Below are 19,345 nucleotides of genomic sequence, written 5' to 3'. Positions count from 1 at the left end.
AGCCTGCTCGCGAACGACCTTCGCGAGCAGGCTCGCTCCCACAGTTGCAGTGTTCCTACGGCAGTTGCTACAAAACCTCGCAAGCTTTTGTAATCCCGGCAAATGCCTTGCACTATAGGCCCTCTATCTCAGCCGTTTGCGGACACTTCCCATGCATGACGATATCCATTTCTATGAACCTTCCCAGGGCCACGGCCTGCCCCATGATCCGTTCAATGCCATAGTCGGCCCGCGACCTATCGGCTGGATTTCGTCACAGGATGCCCAGGGCCGTCTGAACCTTGCGCCTTACAGTTTTTTCAACGCGTTCAACTACATCCCGCCGATCATCGGGTTTTGCAGTGTGGGCCGCAAAGACAGTCTCAATAACATTGAACAAACCGGCGAGTTTGTCTGGAACCTCGCCACCCGGCCGCTGGCCGAAGCCATGAACCAGAGCTGTGCCATGGTTGGGCCCGAGGTCAATGAGTTCGAGCTGGCCGGGCTGAGCACCGTACCGTCACGGGTGATCAGCGTGCCACGGGTGGCCGAGACGCCGGTGTCGTTCGAATGCAAGGTCACCCAGATCATTCAGTTGCAACGGGCAGACAAGGAGCTGGTGCCGAGCTGGCTGATTCTGGGGGAGGTGGTGGCGGTGCATATTGCCAGGCACCTGCTCAAGGACGGGATTTACGATACCGCGGCCGCCGAACCGATCCTGCGTGGTGGCGGCCCGGCGGACTACTTCCAGCTGGGCCCTGAAGCACTGTTCAAAATGCATCGCCCACGCTGATTACCAAACCAGTTCGGCGTCATCAGTGACGCCTTGCAGGGCTTCAAGTTGCTCGGCCGCGGCGGCATCGGCGGCGGTCGCAGTCTTGAAGGTGTGCTCGGTGAGAATTTTGTGAAAGCGCGGCGCTCCACCTTCGTACAAGGCTTTGACCGCAATCGCTGCGTGATAAACGCCGGGCTCAACCGGAACTACAGCTGATACCGCTTCAAACTGTGCAAATTCTTTACGCGCCATGCTTCAACTCCCGGCCTATGGAAAAACCGGCATTCTACCTGTTCAGCCCGCCCACATCGCTGAAGGTCTGAAAATCGAGACTGTCCACCACTTGCTGGTGCACCAGCGCGCCGTATATTTCCATAAGCGATGAATTGAAATACGCGAGCATCGAGGGTTCATCCTGCCAGTAGCCCGCCACCTGCCACAGCTGCGGGTCGTTATCACAATGCTGCAAGGCAAAGTGCAGGCAGCCGGGGGTCTGGAGCGTCGGTTCGATCAACTGGCTCAGGCAAGCCTCGACCCGGGCCGAACACCCTGCGCGGGCGCGAACCAGTGTCAAATGACTGACGGCATTAAGCTGGGGCATGCAGGCCTCCACAAAGCAAAGTGGTGTTGGGGGGAGGTTCAAAGCTTAGGGGCCGGCCCCTGTACGCCGTTAGTCGATTCCTGCCCCAGGCTTGCACGATTCTGCAAAAGCGCACCGAACCGCTGCCTCATGGCATCATCGGGCAAAGGGCCAGTTCATCAGGGTTTCGAGCAAGGTCAAGCGTCTGTAACGGCTTGGGCAGGCCTGTTCCTTCAGGCAATGACAGGATCAGGCAAGACAACGACAGAAATCAGCTACCCCTTGGCCTTGCACAAACTTAAGCTGTGCCTGCCCTGTTGCTTTGATGAGGATGCAACCCATGTCACTGCTGGAACCGCCGCGACCCGCGCTCGAGCCCGCGCTTGAAAAACAGCGCGTGGAACTGGCTGACCTGATTTTTCGCCATGCCCCGCAAGACGGTTCGTTCACCACCGGTGTCGACGCGCTGTTTGTGTCGCGCCACAGTCATCCCAGCGATTTCGCTCCCAGCCTGCCAAAACCCGCGCTGTGCATCATGGCCCAGGGGCGCAAGGAGGTGCGTCTGGCGGACGAGTACTTTGCCTACGACCCGCTCAATTATCTGGTGGTGTCCGTGTCGATGCCGATCAGTGGCCGGGTGCTGGAAATCTCCCCCGAACACCCGGTACTGGCCTTGCGTCTGGATATCGATCCGGTGGAAATCACCACGTTGATCAGCGATGCCGGCCCCCTGGGCGTGCCGTCGCGACCCACCGGGCGCGGGCTGTATGTTGAGCCTATAGACCAGCCAATGCTCGACGCAGTCTTGCGTCTGACACGTCTGCTCGACACACCCAAAGACATTGCCATGCTGGCGCCATTGATTCGCCGTGAGATTCTGTATCGGTTGTTGCGCAGCCCCCAGGGCTATCGCTTGTATGAAATCGCCAGCCAGAACAGCCAGAACCATCGCGTCAGCCGAGCTATTTCCTGGCTTAACGGCAACTTTGAGCAGCCGCTTCGTATCGACAGCCTGGCGCGCGAAGCCAATCTCAGCGTGTCGACCTTGCACCACAGGTTCAAGGCCATGACCGCCATGAGCCCGTTGCAGTACCAAAAGCAGCTGCGTCTCAACGAAGCCCGGCGACTGATGCTCAGCGAGGGGCTCGATGCCTCGGCGGCGGGTTACCGTGTGGGTTACGAAAGCCCGTCGCAGTTCAGCCGCGAGTACAGCCGCCAGTTTGGCGCGCCCCCGGTTCGAGACCTGGCGCGCCTGCGCATGAGCCTATAGCGCCAGCAATTCTTGCCAGCGCGCCTCGTCGATTTCAATCACGCTTGGCCCCAGGCGGTCGGCGGCACTGGCCAGGGCGGCGCGCAATTGCGCCTCGCCCTCGACCACCTGCGCGGCGCAGCCCAGCGCCTTGGCCACAGCGATAAAGTCCGGGGTGTAGATATCGACCCCCACGGGTTCGATGGCGCGATTGAGCATGTATTTTTTGATCTCACCATAGCCCTGGTTATTCCACAGCAGTACGATGATCGGGGTTTGCGCTTCCACTGCGCTGGCCAGTTCGGCGAGGGTAAATTGCAGTCCGCCATCACCTATCAGGCACAGCACCGGGCCACCCGTTTTGCCATTGGCCCGCCGCCCCAGCCAGGCCCCCACTGCCGCGGGCAGGGCGTAGCCGAGGGTGCCGTAGCCGGTCGAGGAGTTAAACCAGCGCCGTGGCTGCTCGGGGTTAAACGTCAGGTTGCCGGTGTACACCGGCTGAGTCGAATCGCCGACGCACACGGCATCCGGTAGAACATCGAAAACCGCCTGCAAAAAACGCGTCTGGGCGCGGGTCGGGGCATCCCATTCGGTGGCCAACTGCGTCTGCAGACGGCTGACCCGCACAGCGCCCCACTGCGGATCCCGTGCTGGCAACTGCGCAAGACTTGCCACTAATGCCTCGCTCGCCAGGTTGGCATCGGCCACCAGCGCCAGGGTCGGCGGGTAATTGCGTACGGTCTGGTCCGGGTCGATATCAATACGCAGCAACGCGCCCGGGATCTCGAAGCCGCCAGCAAAAGTCACATCGTAATCGGTCTCGGCCAACTCGGTGCCGATCGCCAGCACCACATCCGCTTCGGCCACCAGCGCGCGGGTGGCGACCAGGGTTTGGGTCGAGCCGATCAACAGCGGGTGAGAGGAGGGCAGTATGCCCTTGGCGTTGATGGTCAGGGCCACCGGCGCGCCCAGTCGCTCGGCCAGTTGCAACAGGGCTGGCGCTGCATCGATGGCGCCGCCACCCGCCAGAATCAGCGGGTGTTTGGCCTGGGCCAGAAGCTGGCCCATCTGTTCAATGGCAGCAGGCGCGGCGCCGGGGCGGGCAATGCTCACCGGTTGGCTGGCGAGCAGGGCGTCGGCATTCTCCACCAGCACGTCCAGAGGTATTTCAATATGCACCGGCCGCGGTCGGCCGGCCTGAAACAGGGCAAAGGCCCGGGCCAGTACGCCTGGTAGTTCCGTCGCCGACATCAGCGTATGGGAAAACGCCGCCACCCCGGCCACCAGCGCGCTCTGGTTCGGTAGCTCGTGCAGCTTGCCGCGCCCGCCGCCCAGTTGGCTGCGCGACTGCACACTGGAAATCACCAGCATCGGGATCGAGTCGCCATAGGCCTGGCCCATTGCGGTGGTGATATTGGTCATTCCCGGCCCGGTGATGATAAAACACACCCCCGGTTTGCCGCTGGTGCGTGCATAGCCGTCGGCCATAAAGCCAGCACCCTGCTCATGACGCGGGGTGATGTGGTTGATCGTCGAACCGGCCAGCCCTCGATACAGCTCAACGGTATGCACTCCCGGAATGCCGAACACCTGTTCGACCCCGTACGCCTCCAGCAACTTGACCAATACTTCGCCGCACGTCGCCATGTGTCCTGTTCCTTTTTTGTTCTGGAAAAGACCATTGAAACGGCCGGCTGTGGTACGCACAACGCAAACGTGCTCATACTAGCCATGTCCTGGACTCATGGCTGACCATTGATGAAACGCCTTCCACCACTTCCTGCGCTGCATACGTTTTTGATCACGGCCCAGTGCTGCAACTTCACCCGTGCCGGCGAACAGTTGCATATCACCCAAGGGGCGGTGAGCCGACAAATTGCCGGGCTGGAAGAGCATCTGGGTTACCCGCTGTTCCACCGCCAGGCCCGTGGCCTGAGCCTGACCGAGCAGGGCCAGGCGCTGTACCCGCGTATCGAACAGGTATTCGACCTGATTGGCGAGGCCGTGGAATACGCCAGCATTCGCCGTACCCCGCTGCAGATCAAGGCACCCACCTGCATGCTGCGCTGGCTGCTACCCAAATTGCTGCATTGGCAAACATTGCGCCCGGATGTGCCGGTGGAACTGACCAGTAGTGTGCAGCACGGGGTGGATTTTCGCCGTGAGGCGTTTGATGCGGCAGTGGTGTACAGCCCGCAGCCAGGGCCCAAGCGACAGGGCAGGCACCTGTTTGACGAACAACTGACCCCGGTGTGTGCCCCGCAGCTGCTGGAGGGTCGCGATGCCATCAACCAGCTGGGCGATCTGACGCAGCACACCCTGCTACATCCCAGCCGAGACCAGCAGGACTGGACCCAGTGGCTGAATGCGGCGGGGGGCGAGGTGTCGGCGATCCGCAAGAGCCAGTACTTCGACACCCTGGACCTGGCCATGACCGTTGCCGCCCAGGGCAACGGTGTTGCGATAGGCGACTGGTCATTGATTGGCGACGACCTCAAGGCAGGCCGACTGGCCATGCCTTTCGATTTCAAAGTGCGTACCGGCGCCGCCTACCTGCTGGTGTGCTCACCACGCCACGAGGCGTCGGCGCCGTTGCGCGAGTTGCTGGACTGGCTGGTGGAGCAGACGCGCTGCACGGATTAACCCTGTATCGATACAGCCCATTCTCCTGGTGCGGAAAAAATCGCTGTAACAGTTTAAAGGGGGTATTTCTTGAGTAAATGGGGTAAAAACACTCAATAAAGCCCCATTTAATCCTTTGGATTACCCTATTTAAGGACGTTTATGCACTCGCTCACCGTCGAACATCTGACCCAACTTCGCTTTGACGGCCTGCAGCTTTCAACCCTGAGGGCGCTGGGCGAGTACAGGGGCAAGCAAAAGCTGTTTGTCGCCCAATCGGCAGAAGCGCTCGCAGATCTCAAGCAGCAGGCAGTAATTGAGTCCGCAGAATCATCCAGCCGTCTGGAGGGCGTAATCGTTTCGCCCAGCCGCCTGAAATCCTTGATGATCAAAAATGCCCAGCCTAAAAGTCGCTCCGAGCAGGAAGTTGCCGGCTATCGGGATGCGCTGTCGCTGATACACGAAGCCTGCGATGCCATGCCTTTCTCGGAAGGCACGGTACGCCAGTTACATACGATTCTTTATCGATACTTGCCACAAGAGGGAGGCAGCTGGAAATCAACCAACAACGACATCATCGAGCGTCATCCTGATGGCAGTCTCAGGGTGAGATTCACACCCACTCCCGCTCATCTGACGCCGATGGCCATGAGTGATCTGCTAAGCTGCTATTACAGCGCAAATCAGCAAAAACTTGCCGATCCACTGGTTTTGGTTCCGTTGTGTGTTTTGGAATTTTTGTGTATCCACCCCTTTGCAGACGGCAACGGTCGCGTTGCACGCCTGCTGACTCTCTTGCTGCTCTATCAGTTTGATTACGTCGTAGGCCGTTTCATCAGCCTTGAGCGGATTTTTGAAGACAGCAAGGAGAGCTATTACGAAACCCTGGAGGCCAGCTCTGTTAATTGGCATTCAGGCACTCACGATGCAGGGCCTTGGCTCAATTACTTTTGGGGCGCGCTGATCAAAGCCTATAAAGAGTTTGAAGCGCGGGTTGGAACCATCGAGAAAAAGTACGGTAACAAGAGCAGCCGCGTTCGCATAGCCGTACTGAACCGTTCACTGCCCTTTTCAATCAGCGAGATTGAGCAGGCATGCCCCGGTACGAGCCGAGACACGGTGCGCCTGGTGTTACGCGCTTTGAAATCCGAAGGTTTGATTGAGTCCACCGGCAAGGGGCGAAGCGCGAAATGGCGCAATCGCCCCGTACCCTGAAACTTAATACCCCACCGTAAAGCGCTGGCGGGAATGCTTGGGCTGTTCGACCTCATCGAGCATGGCGATGGCAAAGTCGGCGAAGCTGATCCAGCTTTTGCCTTCGCTGTTGATCAGCAGGCAGTCGCTGCCCAGACGGAACTTGCCCGTGCGTTCGCCTTCGACAAATTCGGCCGAGGGTGACAGGAAGCTCCAGTCCAGGTCTTTTTCGCCGCGCAAGGTGTCGAGGTAGACGCCGCCTGCCGTGGCTTCAGGCCGGTATTCGTCGGGGAAGCCCGGGCTGTCGATGACTTTGGTGTCACCCGGCAGCAACAGTGAGCCTGCACCGCCCACAAACAGCAGGCGTTTGACCCCGGCTTTTTTTACCGGCTCGATAATGGCCGAGGCCGGCAGGGTCGAGAAATGCGCGGCGCTGAGCACCACATCATGGCCAGTGACGGCATCTTGCAGGGCCTGGGCGTTGTTGACATCGACATCCTTGACCACCACTCCCGTACGCTCACCCAGTTTTTTCGAGGCATTGCGGGCAATGGCCGTGACGCTGTGACCACGACGCAGGGCTTCTTCCAGCAGTTGGCTGCCGGCACGACCGGTAGCCCCGATGATTGCGATTTTGCTCATGATATTCTCCAGTGAGTAGGTAGTAGCGTTCACCACTTCATTTCGCCTTTGGCCACCTTGGCACTCAGTTCCAGCGAAGATTCTTCGCCCAGGTCCGGGTAGCGTTTTTTCATGGCCGCTATCAATTCGCCCGAGTTGCGGGCCTTGAGCGCCTCTTCGTCAAACGCCTTGATGTAGTCGCGGGTGAAGTACACCGCTTTCAACGAGCGGTCGCTGTCACCCAGGTAATGGCCCGGTACCACGATTTTCGGTTGCAGGCTGTCGATACGTTTAAGGGTGGCCAGCCATTGCTTGTGCGATTGCGGTGTCTGGGTGTCGGCCATCCATACGTGCAGGTTGTCGGCCACTACCACTCCGCCCACCACCGCCTTGATGGAAGGGATCCATACAAAGGTGCGGTCCGGTTGACGTCCGCTCAGGCCGACGATATCCAGTTCACGCCCTTCAAGGTCCAGGGTGTTGCCCTTGAGCACCTGCGGCACGATCAACTGTTGCGGCATATCGGCCCCCATCTGCGGGCCCCAGAACGCCAGCTTGGCGTCTTTGGTCTGGTTGATATGCTCAACCACCGGCCCCGGGGCCACCACCTTGGCGTCAGGGAACGCCTGGGTCAGGGTCTCCAGGCCGAAGTAGTAGTCCGGGTCGCCGTGGCTGATATAGATGGTGGTCAGGTGTTTGCCGCTGGCGCGAATCTTGTCGACCACCTGGCGGGCCTGGGCCTTGCCAAATTGGACATCGACCAGGATGGCGTCCTTGTCACCACTGATCAGCACCGAAGAAACCGGGAAAATCGCCGCTGCACCGGGGTTGTACACGTCAAGGGTCAAAGGCGCCGGGGCTGCCGCCGCATGGGCTGCAAAACCCAGCATTGCAGCGCTGAGGGCAAAACGGCGAAGGGTGGAAAATCCGCTCATGGGTGATTCCTGAATCAGTGGCCAGGGTTGGCGATGGACAGAGCTTAGTTGCCCGATCGCGAACTAAAAATGCGATGCTTGAACATAGTTTGTTTCAGATATCGGGCAGATCATGGATCGTCTTATTGCAATGCGGGTGTTTGTCACCGTCGTCGACCTCGGTAGCCAGTCTGCGGCAGCCGACCACCTGGATCTGTCGCGCCCCGTGGTGTCGCGTTACCTGGCCGAACTTGAAGAGTGGGTGGGCGCACGCCTGATGCACCGCACCACGCGCAAGCTGAGTCTGACGGCAGCGGGCAATGAAACCCTGCCGCGCTGCCGGCAGTTGCTGGAACTGGCCGACGACATGCAGGCCGCGGTGGAGGTGCCCAGTGATGCGCCGCGGGGGCTGTTGCGGATCAGCGTCAGCACCTCGTTCGGCCAGGCGCAATTGGCGGCGGCAGTCACCGACTACGTACGGCTTTACCCCCAGGTCAGCATCGACCTGCAGATGCTCGATCGTACCGTGAACCTGGTGGATGAACGCATCGACCTGGCAATTCGTACCAGCAATGACCTGGATCCGAGCCTGATTGCCCGCAAGCTGACCGTTTGTCGCTCGGTGCTGTGCGCATCCCCGGCCTATTTACGCCAACACTCGGCGCCGCAGCAGGTCGATGACCTTAGTGGGCACAACTGCCTGACCCATTCCTACTACGGCAAGAGCATGTGGCATTTCACCTGCGAGGGTGAGGAGGTGTCGGTACCGGTGCAGGGCAATATCAGCGCCAATGAAGCCAGCACCCTGTTGAGTGCCACACTGGCTGGCGCGGGAATTTCGCTGCTGCCCAGCTATCAGGCCGGGGTGTTTGTACAGCGCGGTGAGCTGGTGCGCCTGTTGCCCGAAGCAGAACCGCGCCTGATGAACATCTACGCGGTGTACGCCTCACGTAAACATATGCCGGCCACGCTGCGCAGCATGCTCGACTTCCTCGCCGAGCGCTTTACCGACGAACCGGTGTGGGATAAATATCTATAGATACGCTGTTGCAGATCAAGCCCTATTGTGGGAACGAGCCTGCTCGCTCCCACAAGTGCAGTTTTCCCTCGCTGCAGCGGCTACAGGAATTACATGTCTAGTCCATTTGAAGGATGAAATCGGGCACGACCACTCGTACAACTGGCATGGCAAGAACCTGTGTCTGAACTAGCCTCAAAGCTGTGACGTCAAGGGAGCCAATGCCATGACTACCAAAACAAAAACAACATGTATGACTGTTTTTATCGTTTTCGCTGCCGCTGTCCTGTTTGCAAGCGCTTGCTACCGCGCCGAGCAAACCCGCCAGGCAGCCGGATTGATCGCCAGTTGCAATGGCGCGCACTGCAATGCCATGTTCAGCGCTCTGAGGTAGGATGCCCCGGAGTGTCAGGGCGGGCTGATTATGTCAGTCCGCCCGGTTCGAAAAGTACTGGGTGATGTCCCACTCAGGCGTCGGAAAAACCGCGCAAAGTACGCCGGATCTGCAAAACCCAGGCTATCAGCCACTTCGCTGATGGTCATCGGTGTATAAATCAAATGACGCTTGGCCTCCAATAACAACCGCTGGTGAATGATCTGCAACGCCGACTGTCCCGCCAGCTCGCGGCAGATGCTGTTCAAGTGCGCCACTGAAATCCCCACCTGATGTGCCAACTGCTCAACACTGGGCTGCTGGCGAAACTGCGCCTCGACCCGTTGATTGAACAGGCCCAGATACTCGTGCCCCCGTGGTAGCAACTGTCGCGCCTCACGCCGCTGGAGCACCTGGCGTGCCACCCACACCAACAGCACGCTGACCAGCGACTGCAGCAGCATTTCGCGGGCAGGGCGTACGCTGTCGTATTCGCTTTGCAGCTCACTGAACAGGTTGTTGAGGTAATCACTGTCCTTGCCTGCGGGGTAACTGGCGACCCGCTGCAACAGACTGATGTTGTCGCCCAGCTGGGCTTGCAACTGCGCCACCAACGGCGCGGCCAGGGTCAGGACAAAGCCTTCTACGTTGGGCGAAAACTCAAACCCGTGCACGCACAAAGGCGGGATAACCTGAACCGCCGATTGCTCCAGGATATGGCGCTGCCCCTCGACCTCAACCTGCGCCCGACCCTGGTGGACATAGAGCAACTGGCACAGGTCGGCGTGCCTGTGCGGGCGGATCTCCCAATCGTGGACGCGGCTGCGCAGCGATATGGTTTCGCAGTGCAGCAGATCGGGGCCAAGTCGGTCTTGCTGCTCGCCATAAAGCTTGAACACCGGGACTGAAGGAATCATTGGCGTCGTACCTGTTGTCGTATCGTCGGCCGATAATCGCACTGATTGGCGAAAAGTACCGGTAATCCCAGGGTTATCACCTTCAATTGCTGCTCTCGCAAGCGAAAAATACAGGCACTAACCTATAAGAATCTACTCACCCCTTGGGGTCGAGTCTGCGAGAGACAACAATAATGAGAACTCAAGTCGCTATTATCGGTGCCGGTCCTTCAGGGCTGCTGCTTGGCCAACTGCTGCACAACGCCGGGATTGATAACGTCATTATCGAGCGCCAGACCGGCGAATATGTCCTCGGGCGGATTCGCGCCGGGGTGCTGGAGCAGGGCATGGTCGACCTGTTGCGCCAGGCCGGTGTCAGCCAGCGCATGGACGCCGAAGGGTTGGTGCATGCGGGCTTTGAGCTGGCGCTGGATGATCGCCAGGTGCATATCGACCTCAAGGGCCTGACCGGCGGCAAGACCGTGATGGTCTATGGCCAGACCGAAGTCACCCGCGACCTGATGGACGCTCGCGAGGCCGTCGGCGCACAAACCCTTTACAGCGCCAGCAACGTCCAGCCCCACGATATGAAAACCGATACGCCTTATGTCACCTTCGATAAAGAGGGCGAAAGCTGGCGCCTGGACTGCGATTACATTGCTGGCTGCGATGGTTTTCACGGGGTGGCGCGCCAGTCGATTCCGAGTGATGTACTGAAAATTTTCGAACGGGTGTATCCCTTCGGCTGGCTCGGTGTATTGGCCGACACTCCACCGGTCAATGACGAACTGGTGTATGCCCGCCACGAGCGCGGTTTTGCCCTGTGCAGTCAGCGCTCGGCCAGCCGTAGCCGTTATTACCTGCAGGTTCCTGCTGGGGAGAAGGTCGAGGACTGGTCCGACCAGCGCTTCTGGGACGAGCTGAAAACCCGCCTGCCCACGGCCCTGGCCGAACGCCTGGTGACCGGGCCTTCCCTCGAGAAAAGTATCGCGCCGCTACGCAGTTTTGTCGTTGAGCCGATGCAGTACGGGCGCCTGTTTCTGCTGGGGGATGCCGCTCATATCGTGCCGCTGACCGGGGCCAAGGGTTTGAACCTGGCGGCCAGCGATGTCAGCACCCTGTTCAATATGTTGTGCAAGGTCTACACCGAGGGCCGCACCGACTTGCTGGAGCGCTATTCCGAGGTGTGCCTGCGGCGTATCTGGAAGGCCGAGCGCTTCTCGTGGTGGATGACCTCGATGTTGCACCGTTTTCCGGACAGCGACGGCTTCAGCCAGCGCATTACTGACAGCGAGCTGGCGTATTTCGTCGACTCCGAGGCAGGCCGCACCACCATTGCAGAAAATTACGTCGGGCTCCCTTACGAAGCTATCGAATAGGATCCTATCGAGTACACTGAGGGCCATCCGATACAAGCTTCGCCTACAGGTGTTCACGTGACCAGTCTGAACCAGCCTCCCCAGGCCAAACCGGCCATTCGCAGCATTTTGATTGCCCTGATGCTGGCGATTTTTCTGGGGGCGCTGGATCAGACCATCGTCGCCGTCTCCATGCCCGCCATTTCCGCCCAGTTCAAGGATGTCAGCCAGCTGGCGTGGGTGATTTCCGGCTATATGGTGGCCATGACCGTGGCGGTGCCGATCTACGGCAAGCTCGGTGACCTGTACGGGCGCCGCCGCCTGATGCTGTTCGGCATGGGCCTGTTTACCCTGGCTTCGCTGTTTTGCGGGCTGGCGCAGAACATGGAGCAGTTGGTGCTGGCGCGGATCATTCAGGGCATTGGCGCCGGCGGGATGATTTCGGTCAGCCAGGCGATCATCGGCGATATCGTCCCGCCCCGTGAACGCGGCCGCTACCAGGGGTACTTCAGCAGCATGTATGCCCTGGCCAGCGTTGCCGGGCCGGTGCTGGGCGGTTATATGACCGAGTACCTGTCATGGCGCTGGGTATTCCTGATCAACCTGCCGCTGGGGCTGGCGGCCTGGTGGATCTCCCACCGTACCCTGGTCGGCCTGCCGGTGCCGCAGCGCAAACCCGTGATTGACTACCTGGGCACTATGCTGATGATCCTGGGTCTGACCTCACTGCTGCTGAGCATCACCTTTATCGGTCAGGGTCAAAGCTGGCGTGACCAGCAGGTCGCAGGCTTTCTGGTGGTGGCGCTGATCGCCCTGGCGCTGTTTGTCTGGCATGAACGGCGCACGCCAGAGCCGTTGCTGCCCATGCACCTGTTTGCCAACCGCCATGCGGTGCTGTGCTGGTGCACGGTATTTTTCACCAGTTTTCAGGCTATTTCGCTGATTGTGTTGATGCCGCTGCGCTATCAGAGCATCACTGGCGCCGGTGCCGACAGCGCGGCCCTGCACCTGTTGCCGCTGGCCATCGGGTTGCCGATGGGGGCTTATTTTGCCGGTCGCATGACTTCGGTAACCGGGCGCTACAAACCGATGATCTTGAGCGGGGCGGCGCTGATGCCCCTGTCCATTTTGGGCATGGCATTCAGCCCGCCCGGCGCCGAGTTGTTGAGCGGGGTGTTTATGCTGTTCAGCGGGATAGCTTCCGGCATGCAGTTCCCGACGTCGCTGGTGGGCGCGCAGAACTCGGTGCAACAGCATGATATTGGCGTGGCGACCAGCACCACCAACCTGTTTCGTGCCCTGGGCGGGGCGATGGGGGTGGCCTTGATGTCGGCCCTGCTGCTGGCATTGCTGCATGACTCGTTACCGGTACCGGTCATGGGCCAGCCGCTGATTGGCGAAGGCAGCTCGGGCAATGTACTGCTCGACAGTCTGAGCGCGGTTCAGGGGCCGGCGCTGCAAAGCCTGAGAGCAGAACTGCTGCTGACCTTCCGTCATCTGTTGAGCATCAGTGCGGCAGTGTCATTGCTGGGGCTGGCGGCGGCGCTGGCGATGCCCGACCAGGTACTGCGCGGGCGTGAGGACAAGGCGCGCTAGGGCTGAACAAAAGCCCCGCGTCCCTCTCCCGAAAGGCCAGGGGGGTGGTTTATTCGGCACTTAAAAATGCTTCACGCGCCAACCCGTGGCGTTGCATTTTCTCATTCAGGGTACGTCGCGGCAGCTGCAGCTCATTGAGCACTGCCTTGATATCACCTTTATGCCGGGTCAGCGCCGCGCGCAGGCACTGCGCCTCGAAGGCTTCCTGTTGCGCCACCAGTGATTGCCCCGCGTCGGTGTCGGGCAATTGCGGCTCGCCCAAACCCAGCACATCCCGCTCGGCTACGTTGGCCAGCTCGCGCACATTGCCTGGCCAGGCATGGCTGAGCAGACGCGACAGCTGCGGGCCGCTCAGCACTTGTGCACTGCGCCCCAGGCGTTCAGCGGCATTGCGTGAAAAGGCGTCGTACAACAAGGGAATATCCTCGCGCCGCTCACGCAGCGGCGCCAGGCGTAATTCGGCCACGGTCAGGCGATAGGCCAGGTCTTCACGAAAGCGTCCGGCGCGGGCTTCGTCGAGCAGGTCGGGTTTGGTGGCGGCAACCACCCGCAAGTTCACGTTGATGCTCTGGTTGGAGCCCAGACGCTCGAGTTTTTGCTCCTGCAGCACTCGCAGCAGTTTGGCTTGCTGGGCCAGTGGCATGCTTTCGATTTCATCCAGAAACAAGGTGCCACCATCGGCGTACTCCAGCTTGCCGATGCGCTTGCCCTGGGCGCCGGTAAAGGCGCCGCTTTCATGGCCGAACAATTCGGCTTCAAACAGTTGCTCGGGGATTGCCGAGCAGTTGAGGGCCACAAAGGGCTTGTCGGCACGTGGGCCAAAATCATGCAGGCAGCGGGCGACCAGCTCCTTGCCGCTGCCGGTCTCGCCGCGAATCAACACATTGACGGGCAGAGGCGCCAGTTCCAGGACCTGACGGCGCAAGGTCTGCAAGCTGCGCGATACCCCAAGCAGGCGCCCGTCGATCTGCTCACGCAGGTCTGCCTGCTCATGCAAGCGGCGGTTTTCCAGTACCAGTTGGCGCTTTTCCAGCGCGCGGCGCAGGCTGCTGAGCAGGGCTTCGGGGCTGAAGGGCTTTTCCAGAAAGTCGTAGGCACCATCACGCATGGCCTCCACGGCCATGGGTACATCGCCATGGCCGGTCAGCAAGATCACCGGCAAATCCGCGTCCAGTTGCTGCAACCGGGTCAGCAGGGCCAGGCCGCCCATGCCCGGCATGCGCACATCGCTGACAATCACTCCGGCAAAATGCGCAGGCAACCGGTGCAGACAGTCTTCGGCGTTGTTGAAAAGCTGCACATCAAAGCCGCTCAAGCTCAGCCACTGTTCGACGGCATTGCGAATACTGGCCTCATCATCGACCACGATCACCGAGTTGAGCATGTCTCAAGATTCCTGTGCGATGGGCAGTGTCAGCGTGAATTGCGCGCCATCAACGTGATTGCAAGCAGTCAGGCGACCACCGATTTCATGAACAATGGCGTATGACACCGCCAGGCCCAAGCCTAATCCATCGCCCACGGGTTTGGTGGTGAAGAACGGGTCGAAAATTTTACCCAAATATTCATCGGCAATTCCGCCGCCGCTGTCAGTGACGGTCAGGCGCCACAGTTGCTGGTCGGCTTCGATACGGATCTCAAGGTGTTTACGCGGTTTGTCGCCCATGGCGTCCAGGGCATTGCGCAGCAGGTTGATCAGTACCTGCTCCAGGCGAATTGCGTCGCCACGCACCCAGGCCGGACGCTGCAGATTGACGCGCAAGTCGATCTGTTCGTCCTTCAGGCGCGGCTCCAGCAGTTGCAGGGACTGATCCACCACATTAGCCAGATCCAGTTTTTCACGCAGGCCGCTGGGGCTTTGCCTGGCGTAGGTTTTCAGGTGGCCGGTGAGGGCGGCCATACGTGTGAGCATCTGCTCCAGGGGTTCCAGGGCTTTGTAGGCGTCATCGATACGACCGTGATCGAGCAACAGGCGCAAGGTCGCCAGCTGCATGCGCTGGGCGGTGAGGGGCTGGTTGATTTCATGGGCCAGCGCCGCTGACATTTGCCCCAGCGCCGCCAGTTTGGCGGATTGCACCAGGCCATCCTGGGCGGTGCGCAGATCCCGGGTACGGGCCTCGACCAGTTGTTCAAGTTCTGCCCGATTGCGCTGGCGCAAACGGGCGAGCCGCCAGCGCTGGAGTAAAAACAGCCCCAGAAATACCAGCGTCAGCCACAGGCCGATTGCCGCCAGGGCGGCATTGCGGCTGTCTTCGGCCGGTATTGCCGGGCGACGCAGCAAGTGCAGCGTCCAGCCCTCGATGTTCAGGGGTTGCGAGCCCCACAGGTAGTCGGCCTGGCCCTGCGGGCCATTGACGCGGCTCAGGTAGCTGTTGTCACCAAAACTGTGCAAGGTCTGCGAGGTCATCAGCGTTAGCGGTTGCTTGTCGTATTGTCGCGTCACGCTGATGGCGCTGCGGTCGCGGTCGTTCAGCTCGCGCAGGTGGCGATAGCGCCAGCCGGGCTGATTGGCAATAAATACAATGCCCCGGTTGTCACTGACCAGCAGCGTGTCGCTGCCGTGGCTCCACTCGCGCTCCAGTTCCGGAAACTCCAGTTTGACCACCATGGCGCCCAGAAACCGGCCGTCGGCACCCTGTACCGCGCTGGACATAAAGTAACCCGGTATGCCGCTGGTTACGCCCACGGCATAAAAGCTGCCGGTACCCTGGCTGCGTGTCTGGCTGAAATACGGGCGGAACGCGTAGTTGTGACCGACGTAACTATTGGACGTGTTCCAGTTGCTGGCGGCTACTGCCAGGCCGGTGCTGTCGAGCAACTCCAGTGTCGAAGATTGTGCTGCACCGTTGATACGTTCCAGCTTGCGGTTGAGCAGCGCCTGCACCTGCGGCGTCATGGGGTGCGCCAGTGCGTCCGACAACTCCGGGTCCAGTGCCAGTACGGCTGGCAGGGCGCGATAGCGTTCGATCACCGTGTACAGCGAATTGGCATACAGGCTCAATTGTTCAGGCCCGCGCCTGGCGCTCTCTTCCAGTGCGTGCTGTTTGGCCTGACGCATCGCCCAGCCGCCAGCCAGAATGGCTCCGGCCAGGATCAACAGGCAATACAGCGCCAGACGCAGGGCGCGAGACGTCACAGGCATGGTGGCAAACCGTTCGAACAGGGGCGCGCACGATAGCATGGCGGGCGTATCCCGCGGCCACAGGGCAACGGGGTCAGGCTTTTATCGCCACCACGCTGAGCAGTTGCCCGTCCAGCAGGCAAAACTGCGCATCCAGCTCACTGCCATGTTGCCACTCAGGTGACAAGTCGGTGAGCAGGCGCAGGCGTACATGCCCTTGGGGGGTCCAGTTCAACACTTCGGCGTGTTCAAAGTAGAAGCGTTTTTGCACCAGCGGGTATAGCGCCTTGAACAGGCTTTCCTTGACCGAAAACGTCAAGGTGACCAGCAGCGCAATCTGATCTGCAGGCCCGGCGGCCATACGCACAAGCTCATCGGGAGTAAGGATTTCCTTGGCCAGGCGCCTGGCGCGTTCGAGACTGAGCAGGGTTTCCAGGTCGATGCCCAGGGCCTGCCAGTCACGTTTAAAGGCTACCAGTGCCCCGGCGCGGCCGTTACTGTGGGTGATGGCGCCGCTGATATGGTCTGGCCACACGGGCGCGCGGTCTTCACCCAGGCCGGGAGCCACGCAAGTGCCATCCAGTTGCCGCAGCGCTGCGCGGGCGCACAGGCGCCCGGCCAGAAATTCGGCTTGGCGTTTGGCCACTGAGCGTTGAATACTCGCAGGCATATCGATTGCACTGCGGGCAAAGTCGTCGTCTTCAAGCTGTGCCGGGATAAAGTCTGTGCTCAGCCACACACTGGCGGGCAGGACCTCTGGCAAGGGCCAGTCGTCACGCAATGGCGTGCAGCAGGCAGGCAGGGCGGGGAGTCGGTTCATGCCGGGCATTGTGCCGGGGCTTGGCCCGGCTGTGCAATTGTTCAGAGTATGTTCAGGGCACACAACTTACTGTGTGGCTAGGCTGTATGGGACACACGTCCTTCGAGACGCGGATTGGCTTGGGAGAGCGCGATGAAATTGCTGGTGGTTGAAGATGAGGCGTTGCTGCGCCATCACTTGCAAACCCGTCTGACAGAAAGTGGCCATGTGGTCGAAGCGGTGGCCAATGCCGAAGAGGCGCTGTACCAGACCGAACAGTTCAATCATGACCTGGCGATGATTGACCTGGGTTTGCCGGGGCTAGGTGGCCTGGAACTGATTCGCCAGTTGCGTGCCCGGGGCAAGACGTTTCCGATCCTGATTCTCACCGCCCGTGGCAATTGGCAGGACAAGGTCGAAGGGCTGGCAGCGGGCGCTGACGACTATGTGGTCAAGCCCTTTCAGTTCGAAGAGCTGGATGCGCGGCTCAATGCCTTGCTGCGCCGCTCCAGTGGCTTTATCCAGCCGACGATAGTGGCGGGGGCGCTGGTGCTCGACATCAACCGCAAGCAGGCGGTGCTCGACGGCGAGCCGCTGGCGCTGACCGCTTATGAATACCGGATTCTTGAATACCTGATGCGCCATCACCAGCAAGTGGTGGCCAAGGACCGACTGATGGAACAGCTGTACCCGGATGACGAGGAGCGTGATCCGAATGTGATCGAGGTGCTGGTCGGGCGCCTGCGACGCAAGCTGGAGGGGGCAAACGGCTTTAAGCCAATCGATACGGTGCGCGGCCTGGGGTACTTGTTTACTGAGCGCTGCCGATGATTCGTTCGCTTCGCGTTCGATTGATGCTGGCGGCAACCCTGTTGGCCGTGTTGTTTATGCTGGCGCTGTTGCCGGCGATGCAGGGAGCGTTCAGTCTGGCGCTCAAGGACGCCATAGAGCAGCGCCTGGCGTCAGATGTCACCACGCTGATTTCAGCGGCAAAGATGGAAAAGAACCGCCTCAAGATGCCGGCGTTGCTGCCCGATGAGCAGTTCGATCTGCCGGACAGTCGCCTGCTGGGTTATATCTATGACCGCGACGGGCACCTGGTGTGGCGCTCGCGGGCCACTCAGGAAGAAACCATCAATTACCGGCCGCGCTATGACGGGCGCGGCAACGAGTTTGCAAGTATTCGCGAAGATAACGGCGAAGAGTTTTTTGTCTACGACGTAGAGGTCAAGTTGCTCGGTGGCAAAAGTGCTGCCTTCAGCTTTGTCGCCCTGCAACCGATGCGCGAATACAACCGCACACTGGAAGGCCTGCGGGAAAATCTTTATCTGGGGTTCGGCGCAGCTTTGATTGTGCTGCTGGCATTGCTATGGATTGGTCTGACGTGGGGGTTACGTGCCTTGCGACGTTTGAGTCAGGAACTGGATGAAATCGAAACCGGCGAGCGCGACAGCCTCAGCGAGCAGCACCCGCGTGAGCTGCTGCGCCTGACCGGCTCGTTGAACCGCTTGCTGCAAAGCGAGCGCGAACAGCGCTCACGTTATCGCGATTCTCTTGATGACCTGGCCCACAGCCTGAAAACCCCGCTGGCGGTATTGCAGGGCGTGAGCGAAAGCATGGCCCAGCGCCCGGCTGACCGTGAACAGGCCTGGGTCCTGCAAAGCCAGATCGAGCGCATGAACCAGCAAATCGGCTATCAGTTGCAGCGTGCCAGCTTGCGCAAGAGTGGTCTGGTACGTCACCAGGTCGAACTGCTGCCGGTGGTACAGAGCTTGTGCAATACGCTGGACAAGGTCTATCGCGACAAGGGGGTCAAGGTCAGCTACGACATCCCTGAGCTGAGCCATGTGCCGATCGAGCAGAATGCCTTGTTGGAATTACTGGGCAACTTGCTGGAAAACGCCTACAGGCTGTGCTTGAGCCAGGTACGTATCAGCCTGCACCGTAACGTTCACGGCATTGAGGTCTGCGTCGAAGATGACGGTCCTGGAGTGCCGCCGGATCAGCGTGCGCGCATCCTGCAGCGCGGCGAACGGCTTGACCGCCAGCATCCGGGGCAGGGCATTGGTCTGGCGGTGGTCAAGGACATCATTGAAAGCTATGACGCCACCTTGACCCTGGAAGATTCCTCGTTGGGCGGCGCGGCGTTCAGGATTTATTTCCCGGCGGGCTAATCGACGAACCCTGGTAGCTGCTACGGGAGTACGTGGGGTTCAGGCGGATATCCGCCACCTTCTGCGTTTCAACACG

Annotated in this window: 18 protein-coding genes; 9 read left to right on the top strand and 9 right to left on the bottom strand. The window is 60.2% G+C overall.

The window, feature by feature from the left end:
• The first annotated feature begins 151 nt into the window (after positions 1–151).
• Complete coding sequence (locus QN377_RS11215; RefSeq protein ID WP_095003041.1) at positions 152–772, top strand: flavin reductase family protein; 621 nt, start codon at positions 152–154, stop codon at positions 770–772.
• Here the strand turns inward: QN377_RS11215 and QN377_RS11210 are convergent, their stop codons facing one another.
• Positions 773–1,006: a hypothetical protein gene (locus QN377_RS11210; RefSeq protein ID WP_095003042.1), complete on the bottom strand. Its 234-nt coding sequence runs from the start codon at positions 1,004–1,006 to the stop codon at positions 773–775.
• A gap of 34 nt (positions 1,007–1,040) precedes the next feature.
• Positions 1,041–1,355, bottom strand: a complete 315-nt coding sequence (locus QN377_RS11205) for a putative quinol monooxygenase (protein ID WP_095003043.1) — start codon at positions 1,353–1,355, stop codon at positions 1,041–1,043.
• Between the two features lie 319 nt (positions 1,356–1,674).
• Here QN377_RS11205 and QN377_RS11200 point away from each other — a divergent pair, with 319 nt between their 5' ends.
• On the top strand, positions 1,675–2,604 hold the full coding sequence (locus QN377_RS11200; protein WP_095003044.1) for an AraC family transcriptional regulator: 930 nt from the start codon (positions 1,675–1,677) through the stop codon (positions 2,602–2,604).
• Here QN377_RS11200 and QN377_RS11195 read toward each other — a convergent pair.
• Positions 2,599–4,230, bottom strand: a complete 1,632-nt coding sequence (locus QN377_RS11195) for a 5-guanidino-2-oxopentanoate decarboxylase (protein ID WP_315265942.1) — start codon at positions 4,228–4,230, stop codon at positions 2,599–2,601. The two genes, QN377_RS11200 and QN377_RS11195, sit on opposite strands and share 6 nt — an antisense overlap.
• Positions 4,231–4,341: 111 nt before the next feature.
• On the opposite strand from QN377_RS11195, the gene QN377_RS11190 reads away from it, so the two are divergent.
• Together QN377_RS11190 and QN377_RS11185 are read left to right on the top strand one after the other, a co-directional pair.
• Positions 4,342–5,226 carry a LysR substrate-binding domain-containing protein gene (locus QN377_RS11190; RefSeq protein ID WP_095003046.1) on the top strand — a complete coding sequence of 295 codons (885 nt, stop codon included), beginning with the start codon at positions 4,342–4,344 and terminating at the stop codon, positions 5,224–5,226.
• A 141-nt stretch (positions 5,227–5,367) separates the two neighbouring features.
• Positions 5,368–6,420, top strand: a complete 1,053-nt coding sequence (locus tag QN377_RS11185) for a Fic family protein (RefSeq protein WP_322213364.1) — start codon at positions 5,368–5,370, stop codon at positions 6,418–6,420.
• Positions 6,421–6,423: 3 nt separating this feature from the next.
• Here QN377_RS11185 and QN377_RS11180 read toward each other — a convergent pair whose 3' ends face one another.
• Together QN377_RS11180 and QN377_RS11175 are read right to left on the bottom strand one after the other, a co-directional pair.
• Entirely contained in the window at positions 6,424–7,041 is a 618-nt protein-coding gene (locus QN377_RS11180) for an NAD(P)-dependent oxidoreductase (protein ID WP_322213362.1), read from the bottom strand.
• Positions 7,042–7,070: 29 nt separating this feature from the next.
• A complete protein-coding gene (locus tag QN377_RS11175) occupies positions 7,071–7,955 on the bottom strand; it encodes an MBL fold metallo-hydrolase (protein WP_133144858.1) in 885 nt (294 codons plus the stop codon).
• 112 nt (positions 7,956–8,067) lie between these two features.
• On the opposite strand from QN377_RS11175, the gene QN377_RS11170 reads away from it, so the two are divergent.
• Positions 8,068–8,973, top strand: coding sequence for a LysR family transcriptional regulator (locus QN377_RS11170; RefSeq protein ID WP_095024300.1), 906 nt, complete (start codon positions 8,068–8,070; stop codon positions 8,971–8,973).
• A 387-nt stretch (positions 8,974–9,360) separates the two neighbouring features.
• Here the strand turns inward: QN377_RS11170 and QN377_RS11165 are convergent, their stop codons facing one another.
• Positions 9,361–10,242, bottom strand: a complete 882-nt coding sequence (locus QN377_RS11165) for a helix-turn-helix domain-containing protein (RefSeq protein ID WP_095019411.1) — start codon at positions 10,240–10,242, stop codon at positions 9,361–9,363.
• Positions 10,243–10,415: 173 nt separating this feature from the next.
• On the opposite strand from QN377_RS11165, the gene pobA reads away from it, so the two are divergent.
• A complete protein-coding gene (gene pobA, locus QN377_RS11160) occupies positions 10,416–11,600 on the top strand; it encodes a 4-hydroxybenzoate 3-monooxygenase (protein WP_322213357.1) in 1,185 nt (394 codons plus the stop codon).
• Positions 11,601–11,657: 57 nt separating this feature from the next.
• Positions 11,658–13,175: an MDR family MFS transporter gene (locus QN377_RS11155; protein ID WP_095025571.1), complete on the top strand. Its 1,518-nt coding sequence runs from the start codon at positions 11,658–11,660 to the stop codon at positions 13,173–13,175.
• Positions 13,176–13,224: 49 nt separating this feature from the next.
• On the opposite strand, the gene QN377_RS11150 is transcribed toward QN377_RS11155, so the two are convergent.
• The 3 genes from QN377_RS11150 to QN377_RS11140 form a co-directional block, all read right to left on the bottom strand.
• Complete coding sequence (locus QN377_RS11150) at positions 13,225–14,559, bottom strand: sigma-54-dependent transcriptional regulator (protein WP_095019414.1); 1,335 nt, start codon at positions 14,557–14,559, stop codon at positions 13,225–13,227.
• Positions 14,560–14,562: 3 nt separating this feature from the next.
• Positions 14,563–16,317 carry an ATP-binding protein gene (locus QN377_RS11145; RefSeq protein ID WP_095025580.1) on the bottom strand — a complete coding sequence of 585 codons (1,755 nt, stop codon included), beginning with the start codon at positions 16,315–16,317 and terminating at the stop codon, positions 14,563–14,565.
• A gap of 73 nt (positions 16,318–16,390) precedes the next feature.
• Complete coding sequence (locus QN377_RS11140) at positions 16,391–17,116, bottom strand: 4'-phosphopantetheinyl transferase family protein (protein WP_095003055.1); 726 nt, start codon at positions 17,114–17,116, stop codon at positions 16,391–16,393.
• 132 nt (positions 17,117–17,248) lie between these two features.
• Here QN377_RS11140 and QN377_RS11135 point away from each other — a divergent pair, with 132 nt between their 5' ends.
• Positions 17,249–17,926 (top strand): response regulator, encoded by a 678-nt coding sequence (locus QN377_RS11135; RefSeq protein WP_322213354.1) that lies wholly within the window; start codon positions 17,249–17,251, stop codon positions 17,924–17,926.
• A complete protein-coding gene (locus QN377_RS11130) occupies positions 17,923–19,269 on the top strand; it encodes an ATP-binding protein (protein WP_095019415.1) in 1,347 nt (448 codons plus the stop codon). Before QN377_RS11135 ends, QN377_RS11130 begins: the two co-directional genes overlap by 4 nt.
• The last annotated feature ends 76 nt before the right edge of the window (positions 19,270–19,345 follow it).

This window comes from Pseudomonas sp. CCC4.1 (genome assembly GCF_035019225.1).
Lineage (GTDB): Bacteria > Pseudomonadota > Gammaproteobacteria > Pseudomonadales > Pseudomonadaceae > Aquipseudomonas > Aquipseudomonas bubulae.
Note: the sequence above shows the minus strand (reverse complement) of the source record. Positions and strands in the feature narration are given on the sequence as shown.

Bases quoted from the DNA above. Each gene is read 5' to 3' on its own strand.
- QN377_RS11215 (WP_095003041.1), top strand. From the start codon at position 152: ATGCATGACGATATCCATTTCTATGAACCTTCCCAGGGCCACGGCCTG.
- QN377_RS11210 (WP_095003042.1), bottom strand. From the start codon at position 1,006: ATGGCGCGTAAAGAATTTGCACAGTTTGAAGCGGTATCAGCTGTAGTT.
- QN377_RS11205 (WP_095003043.1), bottom strand. From the start codon at position 1,355: ATGCCCCAGCTTAATGCCGTCAGTCATTTGACACTGGTTCGCGCCCGC.
- QN377_RS11200 (WP_095003044.1), top strand. From the start codon at position 1,675: ATGTCACTGCTGGAACCGCCGCGACCCGCGCTCGAGCCCGCGCTTGAA.
- QN377_RS11195 (WP_315265942.1), bottom strand. From the start codon at position 4,230: ATGGCGACGTGCGGCGAAGTATTGGTCAAGTTGCTGGAGGCGTACGGG.
- QN377_RS11190 (WP_095003046.1), top strand. From the start codon at position 4,342: ATGAAACGCCTTCCACCACTTCCTGCGCTGCATACGTTTTTGATCACG.
- QN377_RS11185 (WP_322213364.1), top strand. From the start codon at position 5,368: ATGCACTCGCTCACCGTCGAACATCTGACCCAACTTCGCTTTGACGGC.
- QN377_RS11180 (WP_322213362.1), bottom strand. From the start codon at position 7,041: ATGAGCAAAATCGCAATCATCGGGGCTACCGGTCGTGCCGGCAGCCAA.
- QN377_RS11175 (WP_133144858.1), bottom strand. From the start codon at position 7,955: ATGAGCGGATTTTCCACCCTTCGCCGTTTTGCCCTCAGCGCTGCAATG.
- QN377_RS11170 (WP_095024300.1), top strand. From the start codon at position 8,068: ATGGATCGTCTTATTGCAATGCGGGTGTTTGTCACCGTCGTCGACCTC.
- QN377_RS11165 (WP_095019411.1), bottom strand. From the start codon at position 10,242: ATGATTCCTTCAGTCCCGGTGTTCAAGCTTTATGGCGAGCAGCAAGAC.
- pobA (WP_322213357.1), top strand. From the start codon at position 10,416: ATGAGAACTCAAGTCGCTATTATCGGTGCCGGTCCTTCAGGGCTGCTG.
- QN377_RS11150 (WP_095019414.1), bottom strand. From the start codon at position 14,559: ATGCTCAACTCGGTGATCGTGGTCGATGATGAGGCCAGTATTCGCAAT.
- QN377_RS11145 (WP_095025580.1), bottom strand. From the start codon at position 16,317: ATGCCTGTGACGTCTCGCGCCCTGCGTCTGGCGCTGTATTGCCTGTTG.
- QN377_RS11140 (WP_095003055.1), bottom strand. From the start codon at position 17,116: ATGAACCGACTCCCCGCCCTGCCTGCCTGCTGCACGCCATTGCGTGAC.
- QN377_RS11135 (WP_322213354.1), top strand. From the start codon at position 17,249: ATGAAATTGCTGGTGGTTGAAGATGAGGCGTTGCTGCGCCATCACTTG.
- QN377_RS11130 (WP_095019415.1), top strand. From the start codon at position 17,923: ATGATTCGTTCGCTTCGCGTTCGATTGATGCTGGCGGCAACCCTGTTG.